Annotated in this window: 30 protein-coding genes and 3 tRNA genes; 16 read left to right on the top strand and 17 right to left on the bottom strand. The window is 69.9% G+C overall.

Annotated elements, in window-relative coordinates; translation table 11 throughout:
- Window positions 1-711, bottom strand: a 711-nt coding sequence (locus AB0J06_RS15155; RefSeq protein ID WP_357428687.1) for a phytoene/squalene synthase family protein, incomplete at its 3' end; no start/stop codon positions are given.
- A 64-nt stretch (window positions 712-775) separates the two neighbouring features.
- Between AB0J06_RS15155 and AB0J06_RS15150 the strand changes: the two genes are divergently transcribed.
- From AB0J06_RS15150 to AB0J06_RS15110, 9 genes are all read left to right on the top strand, one after another.
- Window positions 776-916 carry a hypothetical protein gene (locus AB0J06_RS15150; protein WP_357428685.1) on the top strand — a complete coding sequence of 47 codons (141 nt, stop codon included), beginning with the start codon at window positions 776-778 and terminating at the stop codon, window positions 914-916.
- 79 nt (window positions 917-995) lie between these two features.
- Window positions 996-2,477, top strand: coding sequence for a phytoene desaturase family protein (crtI, locus tag AB0J06_RS15145; RefSeq protein ID WP_357428683.1), 1,482 nt, complete (start codon window positions 996-998; stop codon window positions 2,475-2,477).
- Window positions 2,474-3,082, top strand: a complete 609-nt coding sequence (idi, locus tag AB0J06_RS15140; protein WP_357428681.1) for an isopentenyl-diphosphate Delta-isomerase — start codon at window positions 2,474-2,476, stop codon at window positions 3,080-3,082. Before crtI ends, idi begins: the two co-directional genes overlap by 4 nt.
- On the top strand, window positions 3,072-3,998 hold the full coding sequence (locus AB0J06_RS15135; protein ID WP_357428679.1) for a MerR family transcriptional regulator: 927 nt from the start codon (window positions 3,072-3,074) through the stop codon (window positions 3,996-3,998). The genes idi and AB0J06_RS15135 overlap by 11 nt, the downstream gene beginning before the upstream one ends.
- 82 nt (window positions 3,999-4,080) lie before the next feature.
- On the top strand, window positions 4,081-4,872 hold the full coding sequence (locus tag AB0J06_RS15130; protein WP_357428677.1) for a polysaccharide deacetylase family protein: 792 nt from the start codon (window positions 4,081-4,083) through the stop codon (window positions 4,870-4,872).
- Between the two features lie 149 nt (window positions 4,873-5,021).
- Window positions 5,022-5,094, top strand: a tRNA-Glu gene (locus AB0J06_RS15125).
- Window positions 5,095-5,121: 27 nt separating this feature from the next.
- Window positions 5,122-5,198, top strand: a tRNA-Asp gene (locus AB0J06_RS15120).
- Window positions 5,199-5,303: 105 nt separating this feature from the next.
- A tRNA-Phe gene (locus tag AB0J06_RS15115) sits at window positions 5,304-5,377 on the top strand.
- Window positions 5,378-5,798: 421 nt separating this feature from the next.
- Window positions 5,799-6,596, top strand: coding sequence for an aminoglycoside phosphotransferase family protein (locus AB0J06_RS15110; RefSeq protein ID WP_357428675.1), 798 nt, complete (start codon window positions 5,799-5,801; stop codon window positions 6,594-6,596).
- A gap of 144 nt (window positions 6,597-6,740) precedes the next feature.
- On the opposite strand, the gene AB0J06_RS15105 is transcribed toward AB0J06_RS15110, so the two are convergent.
- The 4 genes from AB0J06_RS15105 to AB0J06_RS15090 all read right to left on the bottom strand — a co-directional run bounded on the left by AB0J06_RS15105 (window position 6,741) and on the right by AB0J06_RS15090 (window position 9,288).
- Entirely contained in the window at window positions 6,741-7,292 is a 552-nt protein-coding gene (locus tag AB0J06_RS15105) for a hypothetical protein (protein WP_357428673.1), read from the bottom strand.
- Window positions 7,293-7,433: 141 nt separating this feature from the next.
- Entirely contained in the window at window positions 7,434-7,937 is a 504-nt protein-coding gene (locus AB0J06_RS15100; protein ID WP_357428671.1) for a nucleoside deaminase, read from the bottom strand.
- A gap of 306 nt (window positions 7,938-8,243) precedes the next feature.
- Window positions 8,244-8,570, bottom strand: a complete 327-nt coding sequence (locus AB0J06_RS15095) for a hypothetical protein (RefSeq protein WP_357428669.1) — start codon at window positions 8,568-8,570, stop codon at window positions 8,244-8,246.
- A gap of 343 nt (window positions 8,571-8,913) precedes the next feature.
- Window positions 8,914-9,288, bottom strand: coding sequence for a hypothetical protein (locus AB0J06_RS15090; RefSeq protein WP_357428667.1), 375 nt, complete (start codon window positions 9,286-9,288; stop codon window positions 8,914-8,916).
- A gap of 259 nt (window positions 9,289-9,547) precedes the next feature.
- Here AB0J06_RS15090 and AB0J06_RS15085 point away from each other — a divergent pair, with 259 nt between their 5' ends.
- On the top strand, window positions 9,548-9,958 hold the full coding sequence (locus tag AB0J06_RS15085) for a cytidine deaminase (protein WP_357428665.1): 411 nt from the start codon (window positions 9,548-9,550) through the stop codon (window positions 9,956-9,958).
- Between the two features lie 122 nt (window positions 9,959-10,080).
- On the opposite strand, the gene AB0J06_RS15080 is transcribed toward AB0J06_RS15085, so the two are convergent.
- Window positions 10,081-10,788 (bottom strand): DUF2786 domain-containing protein, encoded by a 708-nt coding sequence (locus AB0J06_RS15080; protein WP_357428663.1) that lies wholly within the window; start codon window positions 10,786-10,788, stop codon window positions 10,081-10,083.
- A gap of 87 nt (window positions 10,789-10,875) precedes the next feature.
- Window positions 10,876-11,265: a hypothetical protein gene (locus AB0J06_RS15075; protein WP_357428661.1), complete on the bottom strand. Its 390-nt coding sequence runs from the start codon at window positions 11,263-11,265 to the stop codon at window positions 10,876-10,878.
- A gap of 199 nt (window positions 11,266-11,464) precedes the next feature.
- On the opposite strand from AB0J06_RS15075, the gene AB0J06_RS15070 reads away from it, so the two are divergent.
- Window positions 11,465-12,811, top strand: a complete 1,347-nt coding sequence (locus AB0J06_RS15070; RefSeq protein ID WP_357428659.1) for an ABC transporter substrate-binding protein — start codon at window positions 11,465-11,467, stop codon at window positions 12,809-12,811.
- Window positions 12,812-12,866: 55 nt separating this feature from the next.
- Here the strand turns inward: AB0J06_RS15070 and AB0J06_RS15065 are convergent, their stop codons facing one another.
- Both AB0J06_RS15065 and AB0J06_RS15060 read right to left on the bottom strand, forming a co-directional pair.
- Entirely contained in the window at window positions 12,867-13,625 is a 759-nt protein-coding gene (locus AB0J06_RS15065) for an enoyl-CoA hydratase/isomerase family protein (RefSeq protein WP_357428705.1), read from the bottom strand.
- Entirely contained in the window at window positions 13,601-14,458 is an 858-nt protein-coding gene (locus tag AB0J06_RS15060; RefSeq protein WP_357428657.1) for a 3-hydroxyacyl-CoA dehydrogenase family protein, read from the bottom strand. Before AB0J06_RS15060 ends, AB0J06_RS15065 begins: the two co-directional genes overlap by 25 nt.
- Window positions 14,459-14,546: 88 nt before the next feature.
- On the opposite strand from AB0J06_RS15060, the gene AB0J06_RS15055 reads away from it, so the two are divergent.
- Window positions 14,547-14,792 (top strand): hypothetical protein, encoded by a 246-nt coding sequence (locus AB0J06_RS15055; protein ID WP_357428656.1) that lies wholly within the window; start codon window positions 14,547-14,549, stop codon window positions 14,790-14,792.
- Window positions 14,793-14,889: 97 nt separating this feature from the next.
- Here the strand turns inward: AB0J06_RS15055 and AB0J06_RS15050 are convergent, their stop codons facing one another.
- Window positions 14,890-15,669, bottom strand: coding sequence for a methyltransferase domain-containing protein (locus AB0J06_RS15050; RefSeq protein ID WP_357428654.1), 780 nt, complete (start codon window positions 15,667-15,669; stop codon window positions 14,890-14,892).
- Window positions 15,670-15,732: 63 nt separating this feature from the next.
- On the opposite strand from AB0J06_RS15050, the gene AB0J06_RS15045 reads away from it, so the two are divergent.
- Window positions 15,733-16,113 carry a PPOX class F420-dependent oxidoreductase gene (locus AB0J06_RS15045; protein WP_357428652.1) on the top strand — a complete coding sequence of 127 codons (381 nt, stop codon included), beginning with the start codon at window positions 15,733-15,735 and terminating at the stop codon, window positions 16,111-16,113.
- Between the two features lie 126 nt (window positions 16,114-16,239).
- Here AB0J06_RS15045 and AB0J06_RS15040 read toward each other — a convergent pair whose 3' ends face one another.
- Both AB0J06_RS15040 and AB0J06_RS15035 read right to left on the bottom strand, forming a co-directional pair.
- Window positions 16,240-16,449 carry a BldC family transcriptional regulator gene (locus AB0J06_RS15040; RefSeq protein ID WP_007073996.1) on the bottom strand — a complete coding sequence of 70 codons (210 nt, stop codon included), beginning with the start codon at window positions 16,447-16,449 and terminating at the stop codon, window positions 16,240-16,242.
- A gap of 264 nt (window positions 16,450-16,713) precedes the next feature.
- Entirely contained in the window at window positions 16,714-17,553 is an 840-nt protein-coding gene (locus tag AB0J06_RS15035; RefSeq protein WP_357428650.1) for a hypothetical protein, read from the bottom strand.
- A 183-nt stretch (window positions 17,554-17,736) separates the two neighbouring features.
- Between AB0J06_RS15035 and AB0J06_RS15030 the strand changes: the two genes are divergently transcribed.
- The gene (locus AB0J06_RS15030; RefSeq protein WP_357428648.1) at window positions 17,737-18,819 is read left to right on the top strand and encodes a Glu/Leu/Phe/Val dehydrogenase dimerization domain-containing protein; all 1,083 of its coding nucleotides are present in this window, start codon (window positions 17,737-17,739) and stop codon (window positions 18,817-18,819) included.
- A 363-nt stretch (window positions 18,820-19,182) separates the two neighbouring features.
- Window positions 19,183-19,398 carry a DUF3073 domain-containing protein gene (locus AB0J06_RS15025; protein ID WP_357428646.1) on the top strand — a complete coding sequence of 72 codons (216 nt, stop codon included), beginning with the start codon at window positions 19,183-19,185 and terminating at the stop codon, window positions 19,396-19,398.
- 166 nt (window positions 19,399-19,564) lie between these two features.
- On the opposite strand, the gene amcA is transcribed toward AB0J06_RS15025, so the two are convergent.
- The 5 genes from amcA to AB0J06_RS15000 form a co-directional block, all read right to left on the bottom strand.
- Window positions 19,565-19,801, bottom strand: a complete 237-nt coding sequence (gene amcA, locus AB0J06_RS15020; RefSeq protein WP_357428644.1) for a multiple cyclophane-containing RiPP AmcA — start codon at window positions 19,799-19,801, stop codon at window positions 19,565-19,567.
- Entirely contained in the window at window positions 19,770-20,873 is a 1,104-nt protein-coding gene (gene amcB, locus AB0J06_RS15015) for a cyclophane-forming radical SAM peptide maturase AmcB (RefSeq protein WP_357428642.1), read from the bottom strand. Before amcB ends, amcA begins: the two co-directional genes overlap by 32 nt.
- A gap of 141 nt (window positions 20,874-21,014) precedes the next feature.
- Window positions 21,015-22,187, bottom strand: a complete 1,173-nt coding sequence (purM, locus tag AB0J06_RS15010) for a phosphoribosylformylglycinamidine cyclo-ligase (RefSeq protein ID WP_357428640.1) — start codon at window positions 22,185-22,187, stop codon at window positions 21,015-21,017.
- A gap of 106 nt (window positions 22,188-22,293) precedes the next feature.
- Entirely contained in the window at window positions 22,294-23,880 is a 1,587-nt protein-coding gene (gene purF, locus AB0J06_RS15005; RefSeq protein ID WP_357428638.1) for an amidophosphoribosyltransferase, read from the bottom strand.
- A gap of 145 nt (window positions 23,881-24,025) precedes the next feature.
- Window positions 24,026-24,379 (bottom strand): sterol carrier family protein, encoded by a 354-nt coding sequence (locus AB0J06_RS15000; protein WP_357428636.1) that lies wholly within the window; start codon window positions 24,377-24,379, stop codon window positions 24,026-24,028.
- Window positions 24,380-24,560: 181 nt separating this feature from the next.
- Here AB0J06_RS15000 and AB0J06_RS14995 point away from each other — a divergent pair, with 181 nt between their 5' ends.
- Window positions 24,561-26,696 (top strand): carboxypeptidase regulatory-like domain-containing protein, encoded by a 2,136-nt coding sequence (locus AB0J06_RS14995; RefSeq protein WP_357428634.1) that lies wholly within the window; start codon window positions 24,561-24,563, stop codon window positions 26,694-26,696.
- The last annotated feature ends 44 nt before the right edge of the window (window positions 26,697-26,740 follow it).

The raw sequence follows: 26,740 nt of genomic DNA, 5'->3' as shown, positions 1-26,740 counted from the left end.
CCGCGCGCGGTCCGGCCGGCCGCCCCCCCCCGGGGGGGGGGGCCCCCCCCCCCCCCCCCCCCCCCCCGCGGGGGGGGGGGGGGGGCCCCCCCGCCCCCCCCCCCCCACGACCAGGTCGTCACGGGTGACGTCGAACTTCGCCAGGTCCTCGTCGGGAAGGTAGGTGCGTCCGCGGTCGAGGTCCTCCGCCACGTCCCGGATGAAGTTGGTGAGCTGGAAGGCGAAGCCGAGTTGGCGGGCCGGCTCACGTGCTGCCGCCGGGTCGTCCGTGCCGAGGATCGGCAGCATCATCGTGCCGATCACCGCCGCCGACCCTTCCATGTAGTCGAGCAGGTCGTCGTAGCTGGCGTACGAGGTGACCGTCAGATCCATCGCCATGCTCCGCAGGAACGACGCGAAGTCGGCGCGATCGAGGTCGAAGACGGCGATGGTGTGCAGCACGGCGGGGAGCAGTGGGTCGTCGGTCGGTTCGCCGTGCAGACCGGCGAGGAACCGGTCGGACCACGCGCGGAGCGCCGCGGCCCGCTCGCCGGGGGCGAACTCCCCGGTACGGTCCACGATCTCGTCCGCGTAGCGGGTGAAGCCGTAGAGCGCGTGGACGTGTCGACGCTTCCAGGAGGGCAGCAGGCGGGTGGCGAGATAGTAGGTGCGTCCGTGCCGTTTGTGCAGTTGACGGCAGCGTTCATATGCCCCGGCGAGATCCGTGTCCACCACCCCTCCTCGTAATCGACGCAACAATCGACGCAACTCGTCACACTAGAGTACGCTCACCCCCGTGCCCAACAACACCCTCACCGCCAGCCCTCTGAGCCCGCCCGTCCGGCCGGGACGGACCGACCGGGACGGCGACAGCGCCACCCCCGCTGACGGGTCCCGCGAGCTGAGCCGTCGCCAGAGTTCCTCGGCGCGGTCGTGACGGTCGCGGTGGAGGACACCCGTCACGGCCACCACCGGGCGGCGGCGGGCATGATGGAGGCTCTCCAGGAGGTGACGTCGTGCGAAGCGTAAGCGGAGCCACGGACCGGGTGGTCGTGGTCGGCGCCGGGCTCGGCGGGCTGGCCTGCGCCCTGCACCTCGCCGGCAGCGGTCGGCAGGTCACCGTGCTCGAACGCGAAGCGGCGCCGGGGGGTCGCGCCGGTCGGCTGAGCCTTGACGGCTACGAGTTCGATACCGGACCGACCGTGCTCACCATGCCGGAGTTGATCGCGGAGGCGCTCGGCGCGGTCGGCGAGGAGCTGACCGACTGGCTCGATCTGGCCCCCGTCGATCCGGCCTACCGCGCCTACTATCCCGATGGTTCGACGCTGGACGTCATCACGGACACGGCACGGATGGCCGCCGAGGTCTCCCGCGTGTGCGGGCCCCGCGAGTCCGACGGTTACCTGCGCTTCGTCGACTACGCCCGGCGACTGTGGGAGCTCGAACGTCGCGACTTCATCGACCGCAACCTCGACAGCCCACGAGATCTCCTCACCGCCAACCTGCTGCGGCTGCTGGCCGGGGGCGCGTTCCGCCGACTCCAGACCAAAATTGATCAGTTCTTCAAGGATCCCCGGACCCGTCGGGTCTTCTCCTTCCAGGCCATGTACGCCGGGCTCGCCCCGCAGGACGCGCTCGCCATCTATGCCGTGATCGCCTATCTCGACTCGGTTGCCGGGGTGTACTTCCCGCGCGGCGGAATCCACGCGGTCCCGAAGGCGCTCGCCGGCGCCGCGGAGAAGCACGGCGTGCAGCTCCGCTACGGCACCACCGTGACGCGGGTGGAGACCTCGGCCGGGCGCGCGGCCGCCGTGATCACCGCGGAGGGCGAGCGCATCCCCGCCGACGTCGTGGTGCTCAACCCCGACCTGCCGGTCGCCCACCGGGACCTGCTCCCGCCGTCGCGGCAACGCACCCTGCGTTACTCGCCGTCCTGCGTGGTGCTGCACGTCGGATCCCGCCAGGCGTACGGGCAGATCGCCCACCACAACATCCACTTCGGGAAGCTGTGGAAGGGCACCTTCGACGAGATCATCAAGCGCGGTGAGTTGATGTCCGATCCGTCGCTGCTCGTCACCAACCCCAGCCGTGCCGACCCGTCGCTCGCGCCGACCGGTCGGCAGACCTACTACGTGCTCGCCCCGACACCCAACCTCGAACGCGGCAACCTCGACTGGCGCGGCGAGCTGACGGGCCGCTACGTCGACGAGCTCGTCAGCACGCTGGAGGAGCGGGGATACCGCGGTTTCGGCGACGGCATCGAGGTGTCGCACGTCGTCACCCCCGCGGACTGGGCCGATCAGGGCATGGCGGCGGGCACCCCGTTCGCGGCCGCACACAACCTCTTCCAGACCGGCCCGTTCCGTCCGAGCAACCTGCACCCCACACTCGACAACGTGGTCTTCGTGGGCTCGGGCACGCAGCCCGGCGTGGGGGTGCCGATGGTGCTGATCTCCGGCAAGCTCGCGGCCGCCCGGGTCGTCGGGGCTCCCCGGTGACCGGCGCCCCGGTGGCGGCGTCGCGCGAGAGCCACCTCGTCGAACTCGTGGACGACGCGGGTCGCCCCACCGGCGAGTGCACCGTCGACGAGGCGCACCGGCCGCCCGGCCGGCTGCACCGCGCGTTCTCGGTCATCCTGACCGACGCCGACGGTCGCATCCTGCTGCAGCGGCGGGCCAGCGCCAAGACCCGCTTCCCCCTCGTCTGGGCCAACGCCTGCTGCGGACACCCCGCACCCGGCCAGTCCCCCGCCGAGGCCGCCAACCGCCGCCTCGCCGAGGAGATCGGCGCGGGACCGGTCGCGCTCACCGAGATCGGCATCTACACCTACTACGCCGAAGATCCGGTCACGGGACGCGTGGAGTCCGAATACGATCACGTGCTTCTCGGGGAATTCTCCCCGGACGAGCCGTTGCTCGCGGACCCCGGCGAGGTCGCCGAACTGCGCTGGACAGACCGCGCCGAGTTGCGCGCCGACCTCACCGCCAACCCCGACGCGTACGCGCCCTGGCTCGCCGGCGTGATCGGCCGGCTCGACCAACCCGCCACCGCCGACCCCGGCCGGCCACTCGACGACGCACCGGAGCGGTCGGGTGGGCGATGACGCGCTGAGCGCGGGGGCGGTCGCACGCCGGTTGGGCGTCGCCGTCACCACGCTGCGCACCTGGCACCAGCGCTACGGACTCGGCCCGAGCCAGCACGTCCCCGGCCACCACCGCCGCTACACCAGCGAGGACCTCGCGCGTCTGGAGGTCATGCGCCGGCTGACCGCCGAGGGCGTGGTCCCGGCGGAGGCGGCCCGGTGGGCGTCGGGCGCCCCCGACCCGCATCGGGCCGAGACGCCGGCGGCGACCGCCCGCGACGGCGGCGGGTTCGCCATCCCGGTCGGACGCGCCGGTCCTGCGGCCCGCGGGCTGTCCCGCGCGGCGATGCGCCTCGACTCCGTCGCGATGCGCGAGCTCATCCAGCAGTCCGTCTCGGCAGATGGCGTGATCCACACCTGGCAGAACGTGCTGACGCCCGTGCTCGTCGGCATCGGCGAACGGCACGCCGCCACCGGCAGCCTCATCGAGGTCGAACACCTGCTCTCCCGGTGCGTCTCCGAGGTACTCGGCGCGGTGCCCCGACCGCGCACCGCCGAGGCACCCCGGATCCTGCTCGCCTGCGCCGACGAGGAGCAGCACGCGCTCCCGCTGGAGGCGCTCGCCGCGGCGCTCGCCGAGGCCCAGGTCGCCTGCCGACTGCTCGGGGCCCGCGTGCCGCCCCCGGCGCTCGCCCAGGCGGTGGCGCGCACCGGCCCCGCCGCCGTGGTCCTCTGGTCGCACTCCCGATCAACCGCGGCGCCCGGACAACTCGGCGCGCTGCTCGCGGCGGCACACCGACCGCTGCTGATCCTCGCCGCCGGTCCCGGCTGGCAGCTCGACACACTGCCGGACGGCGTATCGCATCCACGACATCTGATGGAGGCGGTATCCCTGTCCCTCGCCGCACAGGCGGCGGGTGGGGCCGCTGTGAGCTGAATCAGAGGGGTTTTCACGCTTGGCCCGACTCCGCTAGCGTGTGGTCCCTCCGTCCCCCCACCCTCTCGTCGGAGAGTCGACGATGCACAGACGCACCGCAATCGTGGCCGGTGTGGTCGCGCCCACGCTCCTACTCAGCGGGCTCTGGGCCCTGCCGGGTAATACGCCCTCGTCCACGGCCCACGCCCTCTCCCGCAAGGCGACCCCCACCGCGTCACCCCCGCCCCCCACACCGTCCCCGACCCAACCCGGGCAGACGACGACGGTCTCGCGCACCGGAACCGGACCGTTCGGCACGCAGCGGACCACCGGCACCAAGGGCGTCGCGCTCACCTTCGACGACGGACCGGACCCGGTGTGGACGCCGAAACTGCTCGACCAGTTGCGGGCGAGCAACGTGAAGGCGACCTTCTGCGTGGTCGGCACAGAGGTGCGGCGGCATCCCGCCCTCGTCGCGCGGATGGTGCGCGAGGGACACACGCTGTGCAATCACAGCTGGCACCACGAACTCAACCTCGGCAAACTCTCCCCGGCCCACATACAGGCGAACCTCATCCGGACCAACCGCGAGATCCATCGGGCGGCGCCCGGCACGAAGATCAGTTATTACCGGCAGCCCGGCGGGAAATGGACGACCGCGGTCGTCAAGGTCGCCCGCGAGCTGGGAATGACGCCGCTCGGCTGGGACGTTGACCCGCACGACTGGGCCAAGCCGGGAGCGGAGACGATCCGCAAGCGGGTGATCAGCCAGGCCCGGGCCGGGTCGATCGTGCTGCTGCACGACGGCGGCGGCGACCGCAGGGGCACCCTCGCGGTCTGTCCGAAGTTGGTCGCGACGCTGCGGCAGAAGCACGGCATCACCCTGCTCCGGTGAGCGCGGAGCACTGGCCGGACCGGCGACTGTGACGCGGGTGGCACCGGTTTTGTCGTACGGCTCGGCGTCACGTATGCTTTCGAAGCCTCCGGCGGGGCCGGATGGGAGCAAGTCCGCTTGAAGTTGCCATGTGCAATGATGGCGGGGCCGCCCTCATCGTCTAGCGGCCTAGGACGCCGCCCTTTCAAGGCGGTAGCACGGGTTCGAATCCCGTTGGGGGCACGACCGGCCTAGCCGGAGCAAGAGCAAGGTCCTGTGGAGCAGTTGGAGTGCTCGCCGCCCTGTCAAGGCGGAGGTCGCGGGTTCAAGTCCCGTCAGGACCGCCAGCGCCGTCCGCCGTGCGTGACCCAACGCGCGGCGTTCTGCGTTTCCGAGCGTGACAACCTGATCGGCGGCCCCGCCGCCAGCCAGGTAACATTGCTCGAGTGCACGGCCAGGTAGCTCAGTTGGTACGAGCGTCCGACTGAAAATCGGAAGGTCGGCGGTTCGACCCCGCCCCTGGCCACATAGCCTTCGCCGGGCTATTGCAGCGCCCACCAGCGGAAACGCCGGTGGGCGCTTTGCTTTGCACCCCGGAAGCCCGGCCGTCCGGTCTGCCCCTCGTTGACCCCGGAATCCCACTAGTGGCCGGCGCTTATCGCACTTGGATCGCACGGACGGTTTTGGTGCGCCTGGAGGCTCGCGCCGCCTCGTGGCCGGCCTCACACCTGGCATGGCCACCGTCAGCGCCCTCGGGCCGCGGCTCTGGAGCCTCAGTTTGGAAGGGCGTGCGCAACCGGTCGTGATGCCCGAAACGCCTTCTCTCCTCGGCTGGCCCGCCTACCACTCGTGCCCGCTAATGACCGCCAGGCTTCGTGGTTACTGCCCGTGGATTGCCCATCGCCGCCTCGGCCTACGTGCATCCCCCTCGCCTGTAGCCTGCGACGATGATCGAGGACGGCAATACGGCGAGCGGCAGCATCACCACAGTACGGCGGGTCGGGGACACCATCAGACGGCCGCGCGGACCGTGGACACCGACCGTCCATGCCTTGCTCAACCACCTCGCAGACGTGGGCTTCACCGGCGCGCCAAGAGTGCTGGGTATCGACTCCGAGGGTCGCGAAGTCTTGTCGCTGCTACACGGCGAGCCGGCGATGCGTCCGTGGCCTGCGTCGCTGATGGAACGGCGCGGCATCGAGCAGTTGGCCGCTTGGCTGGCCAACTACCATGACGCTGTCGCCAACTTCGTCCCGCCCTCCGATGCCGTCTGGTTTGATCCGGAGGCGTGTTGGCGGCCCGGTTCGATCATCCGTCATGGTGATCTCGGCCCATGGAACTCGATCTGGACCGGCGGTCAGCTGGTCGGCTTCATCGACTGGGACTTCGCCGAACCGGGTGAAGCCATTGATGACCTCGCCCAGCTCGCCTGGTACGCGGTGCCGCTGCGCGACCTGACCGGACCTGCCGAATGGGCACACGCGGCGAAACGGCTCGAATGGTGCTGTGCGGCTTACGGTGCGCGTCCGGGTGATGTCCTTGCTGCCCTGCTACGGCTGCAGCACCGTGAGGCGGACCGGGTGCGGCGCCTGGGAGGCCAGGGGATCGAACCGTGGGCGTCCTTCCTCGCCCGAGGCGACGCCGAGGATATTGAGGCCGAGTGGCGCATGCTTCAGTCCGACGGCGGACTTCTGACCGACGGTGGCATGGGGTTGCACGTTGATTTCAACCAGCACGAGGGATGACGCGTTCCAGCGTCGCGGGCGGATCTCCTCGTCGGGCAGTCGTAGACCGTCCGGCCTCCCCGGACGGGGACAAGGTGGAGCGCCTTACCAGCCGAACGACCGGTCGTGGCAGTCACACGGGTCGCTGTCGGCCGTTGCGCCGGGTCAGTCGCCGCTGTACCCCACGAAGTAGATCGCGTGCGGCACATCGCCGTCGTACCCGATCACGTACCGGCCGTGCCATCGCTCGAGGCCGGTGAGGGCACCGTTCTCGATCGCCTCGGCGACCGCGGTGGCGGCAGGTCGGCGCGCGCCGAACAGCTCGTCCAGTTCCTCGGCTGGCACCGGTGCCACCATTCGCGGTGCCGCTGTGGCCGAGACCCCGGTCATGTCGATGATCGAGTGGGTGCCGGAGAACGGCTGCGACGCCAGCAGCGAGTCTGGGCCTGTCACCTCGATCTGCGCAGCACGCCATGCCTCTCGGGACATGGTGTCGTCTGGTTCCCAGCCGTCATCGCCGAACGCGTCGACGACGCTCTTTCGAATCTCGGCAAGCTCCCACGCGACATAGTCTTCTTCGCCCATCGATCGGGCTTGCCTGTTCGGCTCTTCGCGATAGAACGAGCCCCGCGCGTACGCCTCGCGGCGAGCTTGCTGCAACGCGCCACCGAGATCCTGCTGATACGGCACCTGCCAGCTCCACGCCGATGCGCCCACCCTGTCCCCTTCGTCTCGTCACCGGGTCGGGAGCGTACTGCCGCCCAGCCAACCTGTCATGCCGCGATCAGCGCGCTGGGTGTCGCAGATCAGTTGGCGGACGCCTGTCGTACATCAGTCGACGGAGGACAGTGGGCTCTGTCAGAGCTTGGGTTCGACCGGTGAAGGCAGCATGTCGGCCCACTTGCGTAGCACGTCGACGGCCTGGTCCCGGAGGGCTCCTTCGGCAACCTCTTCGCGCAATGAACGGCGCTCGGCCCGTTGGGCGACCTCTCGGTAGAACTGGAGGTCTTCGAAGCCGTAGGTCGCTACGTCGTGGCTGCTGGCTCCGAAGATCAGTCGGGGGATGCGGGCCCAGTAGCAGGCCATGAGGCACATGGGGCAGGGCTCGCTGCTGGCGTACATGATGCCGTCTTGAAAGAGGTGTCGCCAGAGGTTGCTGCCTGCATGACGCAGGGCCATGACTTCGGCGTGTGCGGTCGGGTCCCGCAGCTCGACAACGCTGCTGGCCTCACCGACGATCTCTCCGGATATGACGACGATGACTCCGAACGGGGTTTTGCCCTCGTCCTCCAATGCGCGCCGTGAGATCTCGATGGCCCTTGCCAGGAACCGCTCGTCTTGGGCGTCCAGTTCTGCGGTCATGGTCTTCCTGAGGGCTTACCGCCGGATCTGCGCTTGGGCCAGGGCTTGAGTGGGGTGACGAATCGGAGTTCGGTCCTGACCTTCACGACCTGCGGCACACGGGGCAGACCCTCGCCGTGCAGACCGGCGCGACGCTGGCTGACCTGATGAAGCGGCTGGGCCACTCGTCCATGGCGGCAGCTCGCCGGTACCTCCACGCCGTCGACGGGCGCGACCGGGAGATCGCCAAAGCCCTGTCCGAGCTGGCCGCGCACGGAGATGTCGCACGGCTGCCTCGGCACATCACGATGCGGAGCTAGTGAATGGTTAGCGCCGGACCAGGACGGACCATCCCACCGCAGTCATGACGAGAAGCAGTGCCACTGCGAACAGGGCCCGTCCGACCGCGAAGGGCACGGGGATGAGGAACGGTGCCTGCTGGACGAGCACGCCCGCACCGAGCAGGGCGACAGAGCCACCGTGGCGGACGGGCTGGGATCGCTGGCTGGCCGTTAGACGCTCACCCCGCACCCAGGCCATAGGAAACCGTCGCGTCACCGCGACACGCACGCCGAGTATGACCACGACAAGGCCGAGGACCACGATGACGAGGCGCAAGTCGATCCATTCCGGGCCCAGGTCGTTCACGCTCATGCGGCCATCATTCAAGGGATGTCAAGGTCGCAGGCTTGCCCGGCCCCTCCGAGACGGAGATGTCGCACGGCAACCCCGGCACATCACGATACGGAGGCCAATCGCACGGGCTGTCGCACGGCGGGCTGCTGCGGCTGCCTGACCTGCGGAAATGCGGGTGCCTGAAAATCGGAAGGTCGGCGGTTCGACCCCGCCCCTGCCGTCATCGGTTCCATGGCCGAGCTCGCTGCCGCGTTGCTAGAGACCCCGCAGGACCAGGACCACGTGTAGCCCGCCGACTGCCGGCTTGTCGGGCTCCACTTGATGCGTTACGGATCACTCAGATGATCGGTGACACGTCCGGCTAGCGGTACAGCAGTATGGGCAGACCGCAGGCCAGCAGTGCGCAGCCGAGCCAACCGCTGAACGCCGCCAGTGTGCCCGTGACCACCGCCGACTCGGACCGGTGGACGAGGAACCGTCGCACCAGCAGCGAGATCGCCAGGCTGACCAGAAGGAGCGGCACGCAGCCCTGAAGCAGGTCCCACACGTCCCGACCCGGTCTCAAGCACGCCTGCGTCTTCGCCGTACACAGCTTGTCGGGACCGGGCCTTTCCGGGCCCAGGCCCAGAAACTCAGGGCCAAGGGTGAAGGCCACCGCCGCGACCGGCGCGAGCACGACGAACGCGTACCAGCCCGCCAGCACGGCGAAACTCCGTCGCGCTACGGTCTCGTCCACGGGTGGGATCGTAGCAACGGTGATCAATTCCTCAAGGACTTGCAGGGTAAGGGGCAAGATTCGTAGCGCGCCAAGGGCTCGGCTTTCTCTAGCTCCGCGGGGTGTCGCCGATCATGTGAAGCCGCCTGTAACGCCTCACCGGAGTCGGACAGCCGACTGCGGCCGTGCCTTGACTCGGGACCTGGTTGACACTCGCGTCCCACCAGACGCTTGACATGATCAATACCTCGATCATGCTCGGCGTGGGTAGCCTAATCCGATGCGGATCTCCCCGCGCGACCTGACCGACGACGACCGTGAACTGATCGAATACGCCCGTCAGATCGTGGATGCAAACACCGACGGCGTGGACGGCATCCATACCGTCGGGGCAGCAGTGCGTGGAGTCGATGGGTCCATGTACGGCGGTATCAACCTTTACCACTTCACCGGTGGCCCCTGCGCCGAACTCGTCGCACTCGCTCACGCCCGTGCTTCTGGGGCTCGCGAGCTGACGACAATCGTGGCGGTGGGCAATTTCGGCCGCGGGCCGGTCAGTCCGTGCGGGCGCGACCGTCAGGTGCTGTTCGACTACCACCCAGATATCAGCGTCATCTTGCCGACCCTTGGTGGCGCGAAAAGCGTGGGGATCCGGGACCTCATGCCATTGGTCACCGTGTGGACGCCGTAGACGTCCAGGTCAACCGTCAAGCATGTGGTGGGACCAGACAGCGGGGCCGGTACAGAACTTGGGCTTGACCGGTGAGTGCAGCATGTCGGCCCACTTGCGTAGCACGTTGAGGCCAGGGAGAACTAGGCACCGAGCGGAGCCGTACGCCCGGGTCGCAGGCCGGTCCCCCCGAGGTCCGCGCGGCGGCCGGCGGCCGCGCCCTGGCTCATGCCGCTGCCGGCGAGCCGACGCGGTCCGGCGGTGCGCAGCCGGGGATAGACCTCCGCGATCCGCCGTTCGACGTGCCCCGACCGGTCGGCGAGCACCAGCGCCACGGAGTGTCCGGCGGCGGCCGATTCAGTGGCGGCGGCCGACTCGGCCTGGCGGAGCCGCACCGCCACCGCCGCGGCGAACCCCGCGAGCCAGGAGCGGCGGAACGCCGCCGGATGCTGGTGTGGTGGGACCGGCGTGGCGGCCAGCCCGTAGGCGGCCTGTACGAGCAGCGAGGTGAAGAGCAGCTCGACCCGCTCCAGGTCGCTCGCGAACCCGAAGAGGTGCATGGTGAAGCCCCGGGTGTCGCGACGCCGTACCGAACGGCAGCGCAGCGCATCCGCGACGGCGGCGAGCAGACCGGCCTTGTCGAGGGCGTACGGCGGCAGGAGCTCGATCACCCGGTCGCCGACCGGATCGGTGGCCGGATCCCGGGCCGCGAGCAGGGCGCGGTCCACGCCGTACTTGGCGATCAACTCGGCGGCCTTGGCGGTGAAGGCCTCCGCCTCGGCCACCGTGCAGGCCGGGTCTTCGGCCTTGGCCAGCAGCTTGCGCACCTTGGCCAGGATCACGTCGGACATTCCACCAGGGGTATCACACAGCGGGGCCCCGCTGCCCGCGACACGGATCGGCGCGTGACGGCCGGCGCGGACGGATCACGGGTGGGGTCAGGCGGCGCGGCGCCGCAGGGTAGCCACCGCCGACCCGGCCAGGGTGAGCAGGCAATCGGGAAGCTGGCCGTCGGCCAGGGCCGCGCCGAAGAGCGCTTCGCCGGTCGGAATGTCGCAGTTGGCGTACGCGCTGATGAAGCGCGCGACCCACCGGGCGTCGTAGCGGGCGTCGTCGATGCCGGGGAAGTCGAGTGTCCACGTCCCGCTGGGTACGCCGTCACCGACCATGGCGGCGGCCAGGCACCAGGCCACGTCGTAGGCTCCGGCTACCCCGGAACGGTCGACGACGGCGTCGAAGGTGCCGACCACGGCGTCACTGTCACCGGCGAGAGCGCAATGCAGCACCTGCGCGGCGTCGTCACGTGCCTCGGGCGGAACGTCGGTCACGTCGTCACCTCGCTACGGTCCGCTTCGGCTCGGTCATGAGCGGAAGGGTATGCCGGTCGGTCAAGGTAAGACCGGCGAACGGCGGAACCCTCTCGTCCCGTGACCGGTCAACTACCCACTGACAAGCTGTTGACCTGCGGTGTCCTTTGAGGGATACGCGCGCTAATGTGCGCCACGGAACCTTCGGGAGGACTACCTCATGTTCGTGTCACGCGGCTCGCGCGGCGGCGCTGCTCTGGCAGCCTGCGCAGCGCTTCTGTTCACCGTCGCGGGTTGCGGGACGGACGACGCGGAGCAGGCGGGAAAGCCTTCGCCCGTGCGCCTGTACGGCACCGACGGCAACATGGGCAACTCGTTCGGCGGGGAGTTCAAGGACCAGAGCGGGGTGCTCGCCGGCATGAAGGGGACGACGCCGCTGACGCCCCTCTCCGAGAGCTTCAAGACCCGGCTCCGCAGCGTCTACCCGAAGCTCGATGACGTCGTCTACGCGGGTGAGACGTACGACGCGGTGGTCATCAGCGCGCTGGCCGCGCAACTCGCCGGGGCCAGCACGCCCGCTCAGATCGCCGCGCAGATCAATGGCGTCACCACCATGGGCACCCCGTGCGATGTGGTCAGTGACTGCTTCAGGTTGGCCCGGGCCGGCACGGACATCGAATACCGGGGTGTGTCGCTGAAGCGGGGTGGCTTCACCGACGCGGGCGAGCCCTCCACGGCGACCTTCGCCACCCTGCATTTCGACGCGAACAACCAGATCAACGACGGCAAGACCGAATTCGTCGGCGCCGGGGACGAGACGGCCACTACGACGAAGCTGCCGCCGGCCGGCAGGAAGCAGCGCAGCGGCGCACGGAGCACGCGGCCGCTGAAGATCGGCGGGCTGCTGCCGATGAGCGGCGACCTGGCGCTGCTGTACCCGCCGATGGCGGCCGGTGCCCTACTGGGGATCCGGGAGGTCAACGCCGCGGGTGGTGTGCTGGGACAGCCGGTGCAGTGGATCGAGGGCGACGACGGGACCAACGCGGAGGTCGCGAAGGCGACCGTGCGCAAGCACATCGAGGCGGGCGTCCACGTCATGATCGGCGCCGGCGCCTCCGACATCTCGCGCGCCGTGCTTCCGGAGGTGGTGGAGGCCGGGGTGATCCTCTTCTCCCCGTGCAACACCGACGCCGGTCTGAGCACCATCCAGGACGACGGGCTGTTCTTCCGCACCGCCCCGTCCGACCTGCTGCAGGGACGGGCACTGGCCGACGTGATCCTCCGCGACGGGTCGCAGAAGATCGCCATCGTGGCGCGCAAGGACTCGTACGGCGAGGGCCTGCAGAGCAACGTCCGCGCCGAGCTGGAGAAGGCCGGGATCGGCGGTGACCAGCTCAAGCTGCTGAGCTACGAACCGCCGGCGGACGCCTCGACGCCGCTGGAGTTCTCCGCGGGGGCAGCCGAGATCAAGGCGTTCCGCGCCGACGCGGTCCTGCTCATCGGTTTCGGCGAGTCGGCACAGGTCATCAAGGCGCTGATCTCGGCCGGCGTCGCGCTGCGCCACTGACCGTGGCCCGGTCGCCCGCGGGCGACCGGCCCGACACCGGTGGCCCGGACCCGGCTCAGCGGCCCTTCCGGTCGAGGAAATCGGTCACCCGCCGGCGCTTCTCCTCATCCTCGAAGAGGACGGCCTGGCTGACCAGGTCGAGCTGCGGATGCGCGCCGGGCGGGGCGTCAACGGCCAGCTTGGTCAGCCGCAACGCCAGCCCGGACGCCTTGGCGATCTCGTCCAGCAGCCCGTGTGCCGTCCCGAGCAGGTCAGCGGGGTCCGCGACCGTCCGGTTGACCAGGCCGATCCGCAGCGCCTCCTCGGCGTTGACCCGTCGGCCCGTGAAGAGCAGTTCCTTGGCCCGCGCTTCCCCGACCAGCGCGGGCAGCCGGTGCGTCGCGCCGGCGCCGGCGAGGATGCCGAGCCGCACCTCGGGCTGGCCGAACACCGCACGCTCGGTGCAGACCCGCAGATCACAGGCGTAGGTGAGCTCGGCGCCGCCGCCCAGCGCGGGACCGTCGATCGCGGCGACGGTGGGCAGCGGAAGGGCCCGGATGCGGGCGAAGATCGCCGAGTTGATCGCGGCTAGCGCGTCCAGCCGCCCGCGCTCGCGCAGTTGGGCGATGTCCGCGCCGGCGGCGAAGATCCCCTCGCTGCCGCCGGTGAGCAGCAGCAGTCGCGGTTCGCGCTCCAGCCGCGCGCACACGTCGTGCAGCGCGGAGACCATCTCGGCGTCGATGGCGTTGCGCTTCTCGGGCCGATTCAGCGTGACGACGAGCCGGTCGCCGCGTTCCTCGATGTCAAGACTCACTGCTTGGCCCCACCCTCCCAGCGGTAGAAGCCCTGCCCGGACTTCTTGCCGAGCCGCCCCGCCGCGACCATCTCCTCGAGCAGCGGCGGCGGCGCGAAGCGGTCCCCGTAGGCCGCCTGCAACGTACGGGCGATGTCCAGCCGCACGTCCAGACCGACGATGTCGGTCAACTCCAGCGGACCGACCGGGTGCCGGTAGCCGAGCACCATCGCCTTGTCGATATCGGCCGGGCTGGCCACTCCGTCGGCGACCATGCGGATCGCTTCCAGGCCGAGCGTGACGCCGAGCCGGGAGGTGGCGAAGCCGGGCATGTCCCGTACGACGACGGGGTCCTTGCCCAGCCGGCCGGCGAGCGCGACGCCGGCCGCCGTGGTCTCGGCGGCGGTGGCCGCCCCGACCACCACCTCGAGCAGCGCCATCGCCCAGACCGGATTGAAGAAGTGGAGTCCGAGAAAGCGTTCCGGGTGGTCCAGCCCGCTGGCGAGTTCCGCGATCGGGATGCTCGAGGTGTTGGAGGCGAGCAGCGCCGGGCGCCGCTTCTCGGCCGCGGCGAGCACCGCGCGCTTGAGGTCGAGACGTTCGGGCACGGCCTCGACGATCACGGCGGGGCCGTCGACCACGTCGGCCAGATCGGTCTTCACGACCAGCCGGGCACGGCTCGCATCAGCGTCCTCTGTGGAGAGCTTGCCGCGGTCCACAGCCCGGTCCCAGAGCCCGTGCAGCGTGTCGAACGCGGCATTGGCGCGGTCCCGGTCGATCTCGACCAGCTCGACGGTGTAGCCGGCACCGGCGGCCACATAGGCGATCCCGAGGCCCATCGTGCCGGCCCCGACCACGACGAAACGATCGTTCATGGACCCGACCCTATGCAGCCCGGGTCGCGGCGGAACCGAGGGGGCCCTAGTGTCGACCTTCAAATCATCCGCGATGAAGGGACACCCCATGAGCGAGCCGCAGGAGATCGTGGAGACGCGCGGAGACGAGCGCGTCGACCTGTTGAAGATGGATACCAACAACGACGGCAGGACCGACGTCTGGGTGGTTGACACCGATGGCGACGGGAGGCCGGACGTCTTCCAGTTCGACACGACCGGCGACGGCACGGTCGACATCACGATGGTGGACCGCGACGAGGACGGGACTCCCGAAGAGGTCGTCGACGGCGACGGGGGTCTCCCACCCGCCTGACCCGTTCCCTCGACACCTTCGCCGCCCTCAGCGCCGGCATCCCGTCCACACCGGACCCGCGCGCGCCTGGCGGGCAGCGCCAAGCGCCGCTTGCGCGCTACCCGGCCAGGTGCAGCGTCGCGAGGTAGTAGGGCGCGTCGGTGAGGTCGACGTCGACGAGTCGCCACGGGCCGTCCTCGACCAACCCGGCCAGCTCCTGCGGCGTGCAGACCAGGTAGTCGAACCAGTCGGTGCCCAGCTCGCGGTAGCGCAGGCGCAGCCGCAACTGCCCACCCAACCGCCCCCGCTCGCGGTTGCGGCGGTGGTAGGAGGTGTGCACCGGATCGTTCGTGCCGTACGGGTCGGTGCCGTGCGCGATGATCTGGGCGCCGGGACGGGCCATCGCGGCCAACGCGGCGAGGAACGACGGCGCGCGTTCCCGCCCTTCGATCAGCCCGAGGTTGTTGCCGAGCAGCAGGAACGTGTCGTAGCGCCGCCCCTCGCGAGCGTGCTCATCGACCGTGGCGCAGACCAGATCGCGTACGCCGCGCTTACGCGCGACGGCGAGCGCCCCCGGGGAAACGTCCAGCCCGGTGACCGGGACGCCCCGCTCCTGCAGCAGCAGCGCGATCCGTCCCGCTCCGACGCCGATGTCGAGCACCTCGCCTCGCACCCGGCCGACGGCCCGATGGTCGTACGGCTGCCATTGCTCGGGTCCGTCCAGGTAGTGCGCGGCGGGCGCTCCGTTGATCAGTCCGTCGTCCCGTTCGATGATCTCGATGACCGGCCTCGGTAATCGGCCACCGACCAGGGGCCGCGGCCCGACACCGGTCGCCACCGCGAGCGCGTCGCGCAGCAGTTCGCCGAAGACATCACCAATGCGCGGTTCACCCAGCATTACGCCGACGCTACCGGGGCACACGGCCTTCGGCACCGCGGCCGAGCCCGTACCCTGACTGGTGTGACCGCCCTGGACCGACTCGGTGCCGAGAAATACGTCCTGCTGACGACGTTCCGCAAGGACGGCCGAGCGGTGGCCACCCCGGTCTGGGTGGTGCGCGACGGCGACGCGCTCGCCGTCTGGAGCGCCGCCGACGCCGGCAAGGTCAAACGGATCCGCAACATCGACGCCGTGACGCTCGCTCCCTGCGACTTCCGCGGCAACCAGCACGCCGATCCCGTGCCGGCGCACGCCTCGATCAGCGATGCGGCGGGGAGCGCGCACGTGCGGGATCTGCTGAAGCAGAAGTACGGCGTGGCCGGGCGGCTGACGCTGTTGGGCAGCCGGCTGCGTCGCGGCGACGACGGAACGGTCGGCATCCGCATCGTCCTCGACGACTAGCCGCCTGCCTCGGGATGGACAGGAGCGGGGTGGATGGCCGCAGAACGGAGCAGGGGCGAAGGTCGCGCGGTCACCCGCACGTCCCTCGCCCCTGCCCGACGCTCAGCCGGTTGGAACGGCTCCTCTTCAGTCGCCTTGGCGCTGCTGAGGAATCTGGCCCTGCAGCAGGGCCCGAACCTCCGACTCGCGGTAACGACGGTGTCCGCCCAAAGTGCGAATTGCGCTTAGCTTGCCCGCCTTAGCCCACCGTGTCACGGTCTTCGGGTCGACTCGGAACATCGACGCGACCTCGGCCGGCGTGAGTAGCGGCTCGGGTTCATGCGTTCGCGATGCCATCGGTACTCCTCCACAGGGTGTAAACATCGGCCGGGGTCCCGCCGGTCGACGCGTATCCCATGGTCCGGCTAGTCCCCGATGTCCGACATGGGCCGAACGGCCGGACGTCCCTGGATAGAAGGATGAGCAATGACTGATTTATGACGCTTTTATATGCCAGAAACCGCCTTATTTGGACTCTTGATCACGCTTCGTGACCCGGCGATTACGAATCATCCTCGCCTTAGCGCCGTTCCCGGCTCGTCCAGTTCGTACCGTTCGTCGTTAATTGCATCGTTCGAGCAACTGCACCGCGCGCCAGCGCGCCACCAGCTTCTCGTACGCCTCCGTCGCCGCGTCCGCGTCACCGCTGGAGAGCCCCGCGAGCCCGGCGGCCACGAGCGCCGGGGAGTCATCGGCCCCCAGCGCGTCATCGGGCAGCAGGTCGACCAGGCCGCCGTAGTCGAGTTCGACGACCGATCGGGGATGAAACTCCTCCAGCCACCGCGCCCCCTCCTCCACCGCCTGCGTGATCGGTGCGTCCCCGACCGACTTGCGCAGCACGGCGAGGCCACGGGACGCGCGCCGACGGGCCTTGGAGATTTCGGTGCGGTAGCGCAGCGCCCGGCTCCCGGTCCGCGTGACGAACTCGCGCTCGCCCTCCTCGATGAAGACGAACCAGCGCAGCGGAACGCCCCACGTGGCGATCTGCTCATGCACCCGCGGGACCCCCTGCTCCAGCACCCGGGCCCCGCTGCGCCAGTCCTCCACGACCGCCTTCGCCTGCCCGGCCAGCACCGGCGGGACGAACGCGTCGGCGAGCACCGAAGGGACCCCGTCGCGCGCGCTGAGCGCCGCTTCGGCCACCCGTACCCGCAGATTCCACGGGCAGATCAGCAGCGTGTCATCCGTCTCCAGGACGTACGCCTCGTCAGGCGGATCCGGCAGCCGCGTCCACCCCGCGCCGAGCGCCTCGATCACCGCGGTGCGCTGGCGGACCGGACCGTCGAGCGGCGCCACCGCCCGACCCTCCTTCACGTAGCGCCGCCAGTACACCTGACGGTCGCGGTCGAAGGCGGTCAACGGTTCGTACACGCGCAGGTATGAAGCGAAGAGCGACGGCACGGCGCGATCCTCCCATGAAAACGACCATCGCTGCCGTCACCTGCTGGGAGCGGGTCGAGCGGCGTGGGAACGCGAAGCGAGCACATGGACAGGGCGATATTAGGCTCGACATGACCGGCGCCACCCCGCCGGCCATCACAGGGACCGCACCCCACAAGGGCGCCACCGACATCAGGAGCAGTCATGGGCGTATTCGCCAGCACCGACGGCCAGGAATCGGCCGGGCACGAGCAGATCGTCTTCTGCCAGGACAAGCAGACCGGGCTGAAGGCGATCATCGGTATCTACTCGACCGCCCTCGGCCCCGCGTTGGGCGGCACGCGCTTCTACCCGTACGCCACCGAGGCGGACGCCCTGCACGACGTGCTCGAGCTCTCGCGCGGGATGGCGTACAAGAACGCGCTCGCCGGGCTCGATCTGGGCGGCGGCAAGGCCGTCATCTGGGGCGACCCGGAGCAGGTCAAGAGCGAGGCGCTGCTGCGGGCGTACGGCCGGTTCGTCGAGTCGCTGGCCGGCCGCTACTACACCGCCTGCGACGTCGGCACCTACGTTGCGGACATGGACATCATCGCCCGCGAGACCCGCTACGTGACGGGCCGCAGCGTCGAGCACGGCGGGGCGGGGGACTCGTCGATCCTCACCGCCTGGGGCGTCTTCCAGGGGATGCGCGCTGCGGCCGAGCACGTCTGGGGCTCACCCACCCTCGCCGGTCGTCGGGTCGGCGTCGCCGGCCTGGGCAAGGTCGGCAAGTACCTGGTGGGCCACCTGATCGACGACGGCGCGTCGGTCGTGGCGACCGACGTGAACGAGCGGGCCCTGGACTGGGCGCGTCAGACGTACCCGCAGGTCGACCTGGTCGCGGACGCCGGCGCGCTCATCTCCTCCGACATCGACGTGTACGCCCCCTGCGCGCTCGGCGGGGCGCTGAACGACGAGACGGTGCCCGCGCTTCGCGCCAAGATTGTTACGGGGGCGGCCAACAATCAGCTCGCACACCCGGGCATCGACAAGGTGCTGGCCGACCGGGGTGTGCTCTACACGCCGGACTACGTGGTCAACGCCGGCGGCGTGATCCAGGTGGCCGACGAGATCGAGGGGTTCAACTTCGAGCGGGCCAAGCTGCGGGCGACCCGGATCTTCGACACGACCCGCCAGATCCTGCGGCTCGCGGACGCGGAGGGCGTGCCGCCGGCGGCGGCGGCCGACCGGTTGGCCGAGCGTCGGATGGCGGAGGTCGGCCGGCTGCGCACGATCCACCTGGCCTGACCGTTCCCGGCCGCACCTCATGCTTTCCGCCGATCAAGGAATCCGGCGTCGGTCAGGGACTGGTTCACGCGGAGCGACACCAAATCGTGTGAAGAGTTCGTGACCGGTGGACAACTCCGTGATCGGCGGGAAGGATGAGGCCCAAAGGGCGTCGGTGGCCGTCATGACCGAATTCGGGATGCACTCCTTACGGTCCCGGAAAACGCAGTACGCCACGCCCGGCGGCGACGCGCCGGAGCGACGCGGGTAACCCGAGGTGCCGAACCGGGTCCTCCCCATGTACCGTAAGAGCCACGAGAGATGCCTGACGTCATCGGGGCCCGCCTTCGGGCTGCCCCGAATTCTGTGCGAGGGGGTCGAGCCATGGGGCGCGGCCGTGCTAAGGCCAAGCAGACAAAGGTGGCCCGGGAGTTGAAGTACCACTCCCCGAACACCGACCTCACTGCACTGCAGCGAGAACTGGCTGGCAGTGGGAAGTCTGACCGCAACTTCGACGACGACTACAAAGAGTTGGTCGACGACGATGACGAGGACGACGCGGACGACGACCCGGGTAACTGGGTGCCTCCGACCCGCTGACGTTCAGCCATATCAGAGCACGCGGTAACGCCCGCGTGCTCATGCGTGTCCGTCTGGTGCCGGTCACCGTCCACCAGGACTGTTTATGCGATCAAGGACTTGTCGGGGCCAATCGTCCGATTGACCCCGACAAGTCCTTCGTCGACGAGAACTCCGCTTGGTGCCGTCAGCGCGGCCGATTGTTCCAGTTGTAGAACGTCGGGATGTTCTCGAAGTGGTTCCAGGCGCAGACCGCGGATCCGCCATCTCCGGCAGCCACCTCGGCGCGCTGACGACGTGCCTCCTCCGCCTCCGAGAGCAGCGCGGTAAGCCCCGCCCGGGCCCCCCGCACTCGCGCGGCAACCGGGTCGAGGGAATCCTCCTCGACGTGGTCAGGATGCCGGCGGCTGGTGGTCTCGGGCATGGTTCAACACTCCCTCCAATAAGCGGATCTTGCTGTTCCGGCAGTGGTTGGTCTCCGTACCGTCGAAACGCCCGTGCTCGAAGTAACGGTTGGCGGCGTGCGCGCCTCCGCAGAACCCGAAGTACGGGCAACTCGACCGGCACGCCTCCACCCCGGTCAGGAACTCCGCGATCCAGGGCGTCCGTTCCGGCATCCCCAGGATCGTCGGCAGCGGCGTGGCGAGCACGTTTCCGCTGGTGAAATCCGCGTAGCGGGGGTCGGAGAAGCCCGCGAGCTCCGGTGAGAGCAGCACCACGGAGCCGTCGTACGCGATGGTGGGGATGGGATCGAGCTGCGCCGGCAGCACCCGGTCCGCGGTGCCGTCGAGCACCGCGGCCGCGTAGCGCAGCGACCACTCCACCTCACGCACATGGATCCGGGGATCGCGACGCCAGGCAGCGACCAACTCGCTCCAGAACCCCGACACCGCAGCGGCCGGATGGTCGTTGCCGCGCCGGTTGACCCCCTCCATCTCCTCGATGTTGATGCCCAGGACATCGCAGCCGAGCTCCAGGAAGTAGTCGTAGAGCTCGGTCGCGAGCCCCGGCGTCGGCTCGCTCACGACACAGAGCGCCGAGAAACCGATGCCATGCCGGCGCAGCGCTTCGACACCGCGCATGACGCGGTCGTACGACGGCTGTCCGCCCCGACCCACCCGCTCGCTGTTGCGCTCGCGTGGGCCGTCGACGCTGACGCTGACCCGCACCTGGTGCGCGGTCAGAAACTCGCACCACGCATCGTCAATCAGGGTCGCGTTGGTCTGCACGTGGTGCTCGACGCCGGGGTCGAAGGGAGCGAGCAGCTCCGCGAAGTACTCCCGCCCGGTGGCGAGCGGTTCGCTCCCGTGCCAGACCACCGAGAAGCGGCCGTCCCGGGCCCAGTCGTTGACCGCGGCGGCCACCGCCGCCGCGACCTCCGTCGGCATCTTGCGGTCCTGGGACCGGAACGGCAGATAGCAGTACGCGCAGTCGAGGTTGCACAACGTCGTGGGCTGCATGACGACATACGTCGGCACGGAAGCGATGCCACGCATGCCCGAAAACCTCACCCGCTCGCGCGTCACCGCCCCTCCTCTACCTGTGGATGCCGCTTCAGGCTAGGCGGAGGTGTCCACTCGGGTGAAGTGCCAATCACGTATGCGCATGATCAGCAAATAGTGATCACCGGTGGAAAGTCAGCCGCGGGTGTGCTGGCCGATCATCTGCACGGCGCCGGAACCCTCGATGATCTCGCCCGCCTGCCACGCGTCCAGTCCACGCCCGGCGAGGAAGGCGAGCGCCCGGTCGGCGTCCTCGGCCGACACGATCGCGAACATCCCGATCCCCATGTTGAAGGTCGACTCCATCTCCGGGTCCTCGATCCGCCCCTTCGCCTGAACCAGGTCGAAGATCGACTGCGGCTTCCAGGTGGACCGGTTGACCACGGCGTCGACGTGCTCGGGCAGGATCCGCACGAGGTTGCCGGGAATGCCGCCACCGGTCACGTGGGCCAGCGCGCGCACCTCGCACTCCTCGATCAGCTTCAGGCAGTCCTGCGCGTAGATCTTGGTGGGCGTCAGCAGCTCCTCGCCCAGCGTGCGCTGCCGGCCGAAGTCGTCGACCACCGTGTCCAGGCGCATCCGCCCCGCGCCGAGCAGCACGTGCCGTACGAGCGAATAACCGTTGGAGTGCAGACCCGAGGAGCGCATCGCGATGACCACGTCACCGACCTCGACCCGGTCACGGCCGAGGATCTCGCTCTCCTCCACCACGCCCACGCCGGTCGCCGAGACGTCGTACTCGTCCGGACGCAGCACACCCGGGTGCTCCGCGGTCTCGCCGCCGAGCAACGCGCAGCCCGCGTAACGGCAGCCGTCGGCGATGCCGGCGCCGATCTCGGCGATCTTGTCCGGCACCACCTCGCCGCAGGCGATGTAGTCGAGCAGGAAGAGCGGCTCCGCGCCGCAGGCCACCAGGTCGTCGACGACCATCGCCACCAGGTCGATGCCGACCGTGTCGTGGATGTCGAGCTGCTGGGCGATCACCAGCTTCGTGCCGACGCCGTCCGTCGAGGCGGAGAGGATCGGGTTGCGATACTTCTTCGTGTCCAGCCGGAAGAGGCCGGCGAACCCGCCGATGTCGCCCATCACCTCGGGCCGCGTCGTCAGCCTCACCTTCGACTTGAGCAGCTCGACCGCCCGATCGCCGGCATCGATCGACACGCCCGCGTCCGCGTACGTCGAAGCGCGCTTCCGGCCGGTGCGGCTCGCCCCCGCAACCCACGGCTGACGGTTACCGGGCTCCGCTCGGGAGGCCGCGCCTCCATCGGGTCCGACGTCCGCGTTGCCGCGTTCGGTCACGTGCGTCACGGTTCTCCCCTTTGTGTTTCCCGCGGTAAACCGCGTCGGGTAGCGGTCGAGGATCACTCGACGGGTGTGCTCACTGGCCGGACAGCGTGAGCCGGACCGGCCAGTGCTATGGGCGGTGCAGCGCCTCACCGCCGCCGGCTACGGCGACGAGTGGTGAGACGCCCGGCGCCGGAACATCCGTCCCGGCCTGGTCGTCCTGCTCCCCGGTGCGCGGGCCTTGGCCCACGACGCCGGAGGCCCGGCGACCCACACCTTCGAGCAGGTGCTTACCGATCAGGTTCCCGGCCGGCAACTCGATCGGGTATTCACCATCGAAACACGCGCGGCAGAGGCGCGTCTTCGGCTGCTCGGTCGCCGCGATCAGCCCGGCGAGGGAGACGTACCCCAGCGTGTCGGCGCCGATGGATCGCCGGATGCCGTCGGTGTCGAGACCGTTGGCGAGCAACTCGGCGCGGGTCGCGAAGTCGATGCCGTAGAAACACGGCCAATTGACCGGCGGTGACGAGATCCGGACATGCACCTCCAGCGCACCCGCCTCGCGCAGCATCCGCACGATCGCGCGCTGGGTGTTGCCCCGCACGATCGAGTCGTCGACCACCACGATCCGCTTGCCCCGCACGTTTTCCCGGAGCGGGTTGAGCTTCAGGCGGATGCCGAGCTGACGCAGCGTCTGCGAGGGCTGGATGAACGTCCGCCCCACGTACGGGTTCTTCATCAGGCCGGCGCCGTAGGTGATGCCGGACGCCTCCGCGTAGCCGATCGCGGCGGGGGTGCCCGACTCCGGCACGGGAATCACCAGATCGGCCTCGACCGGGTGTTCCGCCGCGAGCTTGCGGCCGATCTGCACCCGCGCGGCGTGCACGTTGCGCCCGGCGATCGTGGTGTCGGGGCGGGCGATGTAGACGTATTCGAAGAGACAGCCCTTCGGCTCCGGGGCGGCGAACCGCGCCGACCGGAGGCCGTGCTCGTCGATGGCGATCAACTCGCCGGGCTCGACCTCGCGCACCACGCTCGCCCCGACGATGTCGAGGGCGGCCGTCTCGCTCGCCACCACCCACCCCCGCTCCAGGCGTCCGAGCACCAGCGGCCGCACCCCGTGGGGGTCGCGCGCGGCGTAGAGCGTGGTCTCGTCCATGAACACGAAACTGAACGCGCCGCGCAGCGTCGGCAGCACCTCCAGCGCGGCCGCTTCGACCGAGAGGTCCGGGCGGCCCGCCAGCAGCGTGGTCACGAGCGCCGTGTCGGACGTCGAACCGTCGGCCGCCATGCCCCGCTCGCTCACCTCACGGGAAAGCTCCGCGGTGTTGACCAGGTTGCCGTTGTGCGCGAGCGCGATGGTGGTGCCGGCCGCCGTGGCGCGGATGGTCGGCTGGGCGTTTTCCCAGGTCGACCCGCCGGTGGTGGAGTAGCGCGTGTGCCCGATCGCCAGATGCCCTCGCAGGCTCGCCAACGTGGGCTCGTCGAAGACCTGGGCGACCAGCCCGAGGTCCTTGTAGACCACAACTCCGGAGCCGTCGCTGACCGCGATGCCCGCGGCCTCCTGGCCGCGGTGCTGTAGCGCGTAGAGACCGAAGTAGCTGAGCTTGGCAACTTCTTCCCCCGGCGCCCAGACTCCGAAGACGCCGCAGGCGTCCTGCGGACCGGGTCGTTGGGGGTCGAGGTCATGGCTTAACCGGCCGTCGCCTCGGGGCACCTGTCGCTCCCTCGTACTGCTGCTGTGACTCAGTGCTGCGCAGTCACCGGAATACCGTCGCGGAACAGTGTACGCGAGCTTCGGCCGATAACAGAGAGCGACTTTTTGAGCGCTTTCAGTGACCGTCGCCGATATCATCGCCGAGTTACAGCGGGATGTAAGCCGAAATGTCGGCACGGTGTCCGCTCGCCCGGACGCGCCCCTCAGCGACCGCGTCCGCCCACGCAAGCCGCCCTGTAGCGAGCCTCACCCACGTCTGCGGATCGGTCTCGACCACGTTCGGCGGGGTGCCCCGGGTGTGCCGCGGACCCTCTCCGCACTGAACTGCACCGTAAGGTGGGACCCGCACCTCCACCGATCGGCCGGGAGCTCGGCTGACCAGGTCGGACAGGAGGGCACGGACAGCGTCACGCAGCTCGTTGCGGTCCGGCACGAGGCCGGCATCGAGCGCCGCTTCGACGGCCGCGACCGCCGAGGACTTATTGTGCGGAGAGGACACGACGGGACGATACGACCCGCCGTCGCGCTAGTTGCTGTCGCCCCTGGGTCGCGCTGATCCGGTCAGACAAGGCATAGTGGCCGACGGTGTACTCGTCACGGGTGACCCCTGCCCGAAGACATCGGCCGGGGAAGATTCAGACCGGAAGGCGGTGGACGTGACAACACACCGACGAGCCTGGATGACGCGGGCCGGTGTGGTCGTGGCGCTGGCAGCCAGTGCCCTGGTCGCAGCCCCCGCCGCTCCCGCTCTCGCCGACGCGCCAGCGGTGCAGATAACCAGTCTCTCTACGACGTTATCGCCCGGCCAGACCGTCACGCTCAAGTTCCGGGTAACGAACAAGAACCAGAGCGGGCTCGGCCAACCTGCCGACGATTCGTTCACGATCAACGTGAGCTCGTCCTTCTCCGAACTCAGCTGCCAATCCGGCTGCTCCGGTACGGAGACAATCGAACGCGGCAAGGCCGGAGACTTCACGGCCACGCTGCGCGCGGGGAACGTCGCAGCCGGGCAGAGCAAGTCCGGCGAGGTACAGATCCGGGCGCAGGCGGGGAACGAGACCGGCACCGCCAGGCAAACCGTCACCGTCAAGTCGCAACAGGCCGCGACGGTCAAGTCGATCTCGGGCAAGGTCACCGACATCGACACCGGCAAGGGGCTCTCCGGCGCCCTCGTCGCGATGAGCGACTCGCAGGGCCACCGCTACACCGTCACCGCCAACGGCAGCGGCAACTACCGGTTCACCTCGACGGAGAGTGAGCCGATCGCCCCCGGTGAGATCCTCATCGGCGCGCAGGCGGAGAACTACAAGGCGCAGACCGACTTCAAGCGGATCAACGGCGTCGCCGGCCAGGCGATCGCCGGACCGACGCTGGCGCTGAAGTCGGCGACGGCTCCCACGCCGTCCGCGACGCCTTCGGCCAGCGAGGAGCCGGCCGAGGAGACCCCCGGCGCGGAGGAGACCACGGCCCCGGCCGCAGCGGCACCGGCGACCAAGAACGCCTCCAACAGCGGCGGCACGTCGTGGCTGCTCATCATCGTCGGCGGGCTCCTGGTCGCCCTCGGCGTCGGCGCCATCGTGCTTCTGCTCGTCCGCCGCAAGGAGAACGAGGCCGACGAGGACGAAGCGGACGAGGCGATCAGCGGTCGCGGCGCGGCGGGCGGCTACGGGGGCGGCAACGACGCGACCCGGATCACCAACCGGGCAGGCGTCGGCACGGACGCGACGATGGTCGCGGGCGGTTCGCTGGCCGACGCACCGACGATGCTCCACAACATCCCGCCGATCGACGACGAGTTCCCCGACCCGTACGGCGCCCCGTTGCCCCCCGTCCAGCAGGCCGGGCCGCAGCCTCCGTCGTACGGCGCCGGCTACGGCGGCGGCGCACCGACCCAGGCCGGATACGGCCCGGCCGACGCCACGGGTGGCTACGGTGGCGGGCCCGCCGCCGGTGGCTATCCGAACGCGCCGTCATCGGGTGGCGGTTACGGCGTACCGTCCGGTGCACCGTCCGGCGGTCCAGGCAACTACGGCCCGCCCGCCCCGGCGGGCGGGTACCCCAACGCTCCGTCGTCCGGTGGCGGCTACGGCGGTCCCAACGGTCCGGGCGGCCCCTACGGCAACGCGCCATCCACGGGCAACGCCTACGGCGCACCGGCCGGCCCCGCGGGTCGCGCGCCGGGCGGCGAGGGCTACGGCGGCGGTGACTACGCTCCGCCGGCCGGTCCGACCGGCCCCGGCTACGGCGCACCGCAGGGCGGCTACGGCGAACGCTACGACGAGCCGACCGGCCGCTACGACGGCGGCGCCAACGGATACGGCCGACCGGCCGCACCGTACGAGCCGGCTCCGTACGGCCAGAATGCCGAGCAGGGCCGTGGCGGCTACAACCAGGAGCAGGGCTACAACGCTCCCGGCGCCGGCTACGACGGGCCGGGCGACTACGCCCAGGGCGCCGGCGGTTACGAAGCCCCGACCGCGGGCAGCGGCTATGACGCCGGTGCCGGCTACGGCGCCGCGCCCGGCGGCTACGGCCAGGGTTACGGCGGCGGACCGGGTGGCTACGAGCAGGGCGGCGGGGGCTACGACCAACGCGGCGGCTATGAGGCGCCCGGCGGTCAGGACCGGGTGCCCGACCAGCGCGGCGGCTACGGCGAGCGCGGTTACGAGCAGGGCGGCTACTACGACGACCAGGCGCCCTCGGCCGGCCAGTCACGGCACGGCGGTCCCCAAGGTCCTCAAGGCCCGCAAGGTCCGCAAGGTCCGCAGCAGCCGGGTCGTTCGGAGCGGCGCTCGCTGGACTGGCTCGACGACTGACAACGACGGTCCTGTCAGGGGCCTCGGCCGCGGGAGTTCACCCG

The organism is Micromonospora sp. NPDC049679 (assembly GCF_040659735.1).
GTDB lineage: Bacteria > Actinomycetota > Actinomycetes > Mycobacteriales > Micromonosporaceae > Micromonospora_I.
The sequence above is the reverse complement of the archived record's forward strand: the minus strand, read 5'-3'. Positions and strand labels throughout refer to the sequence as shown.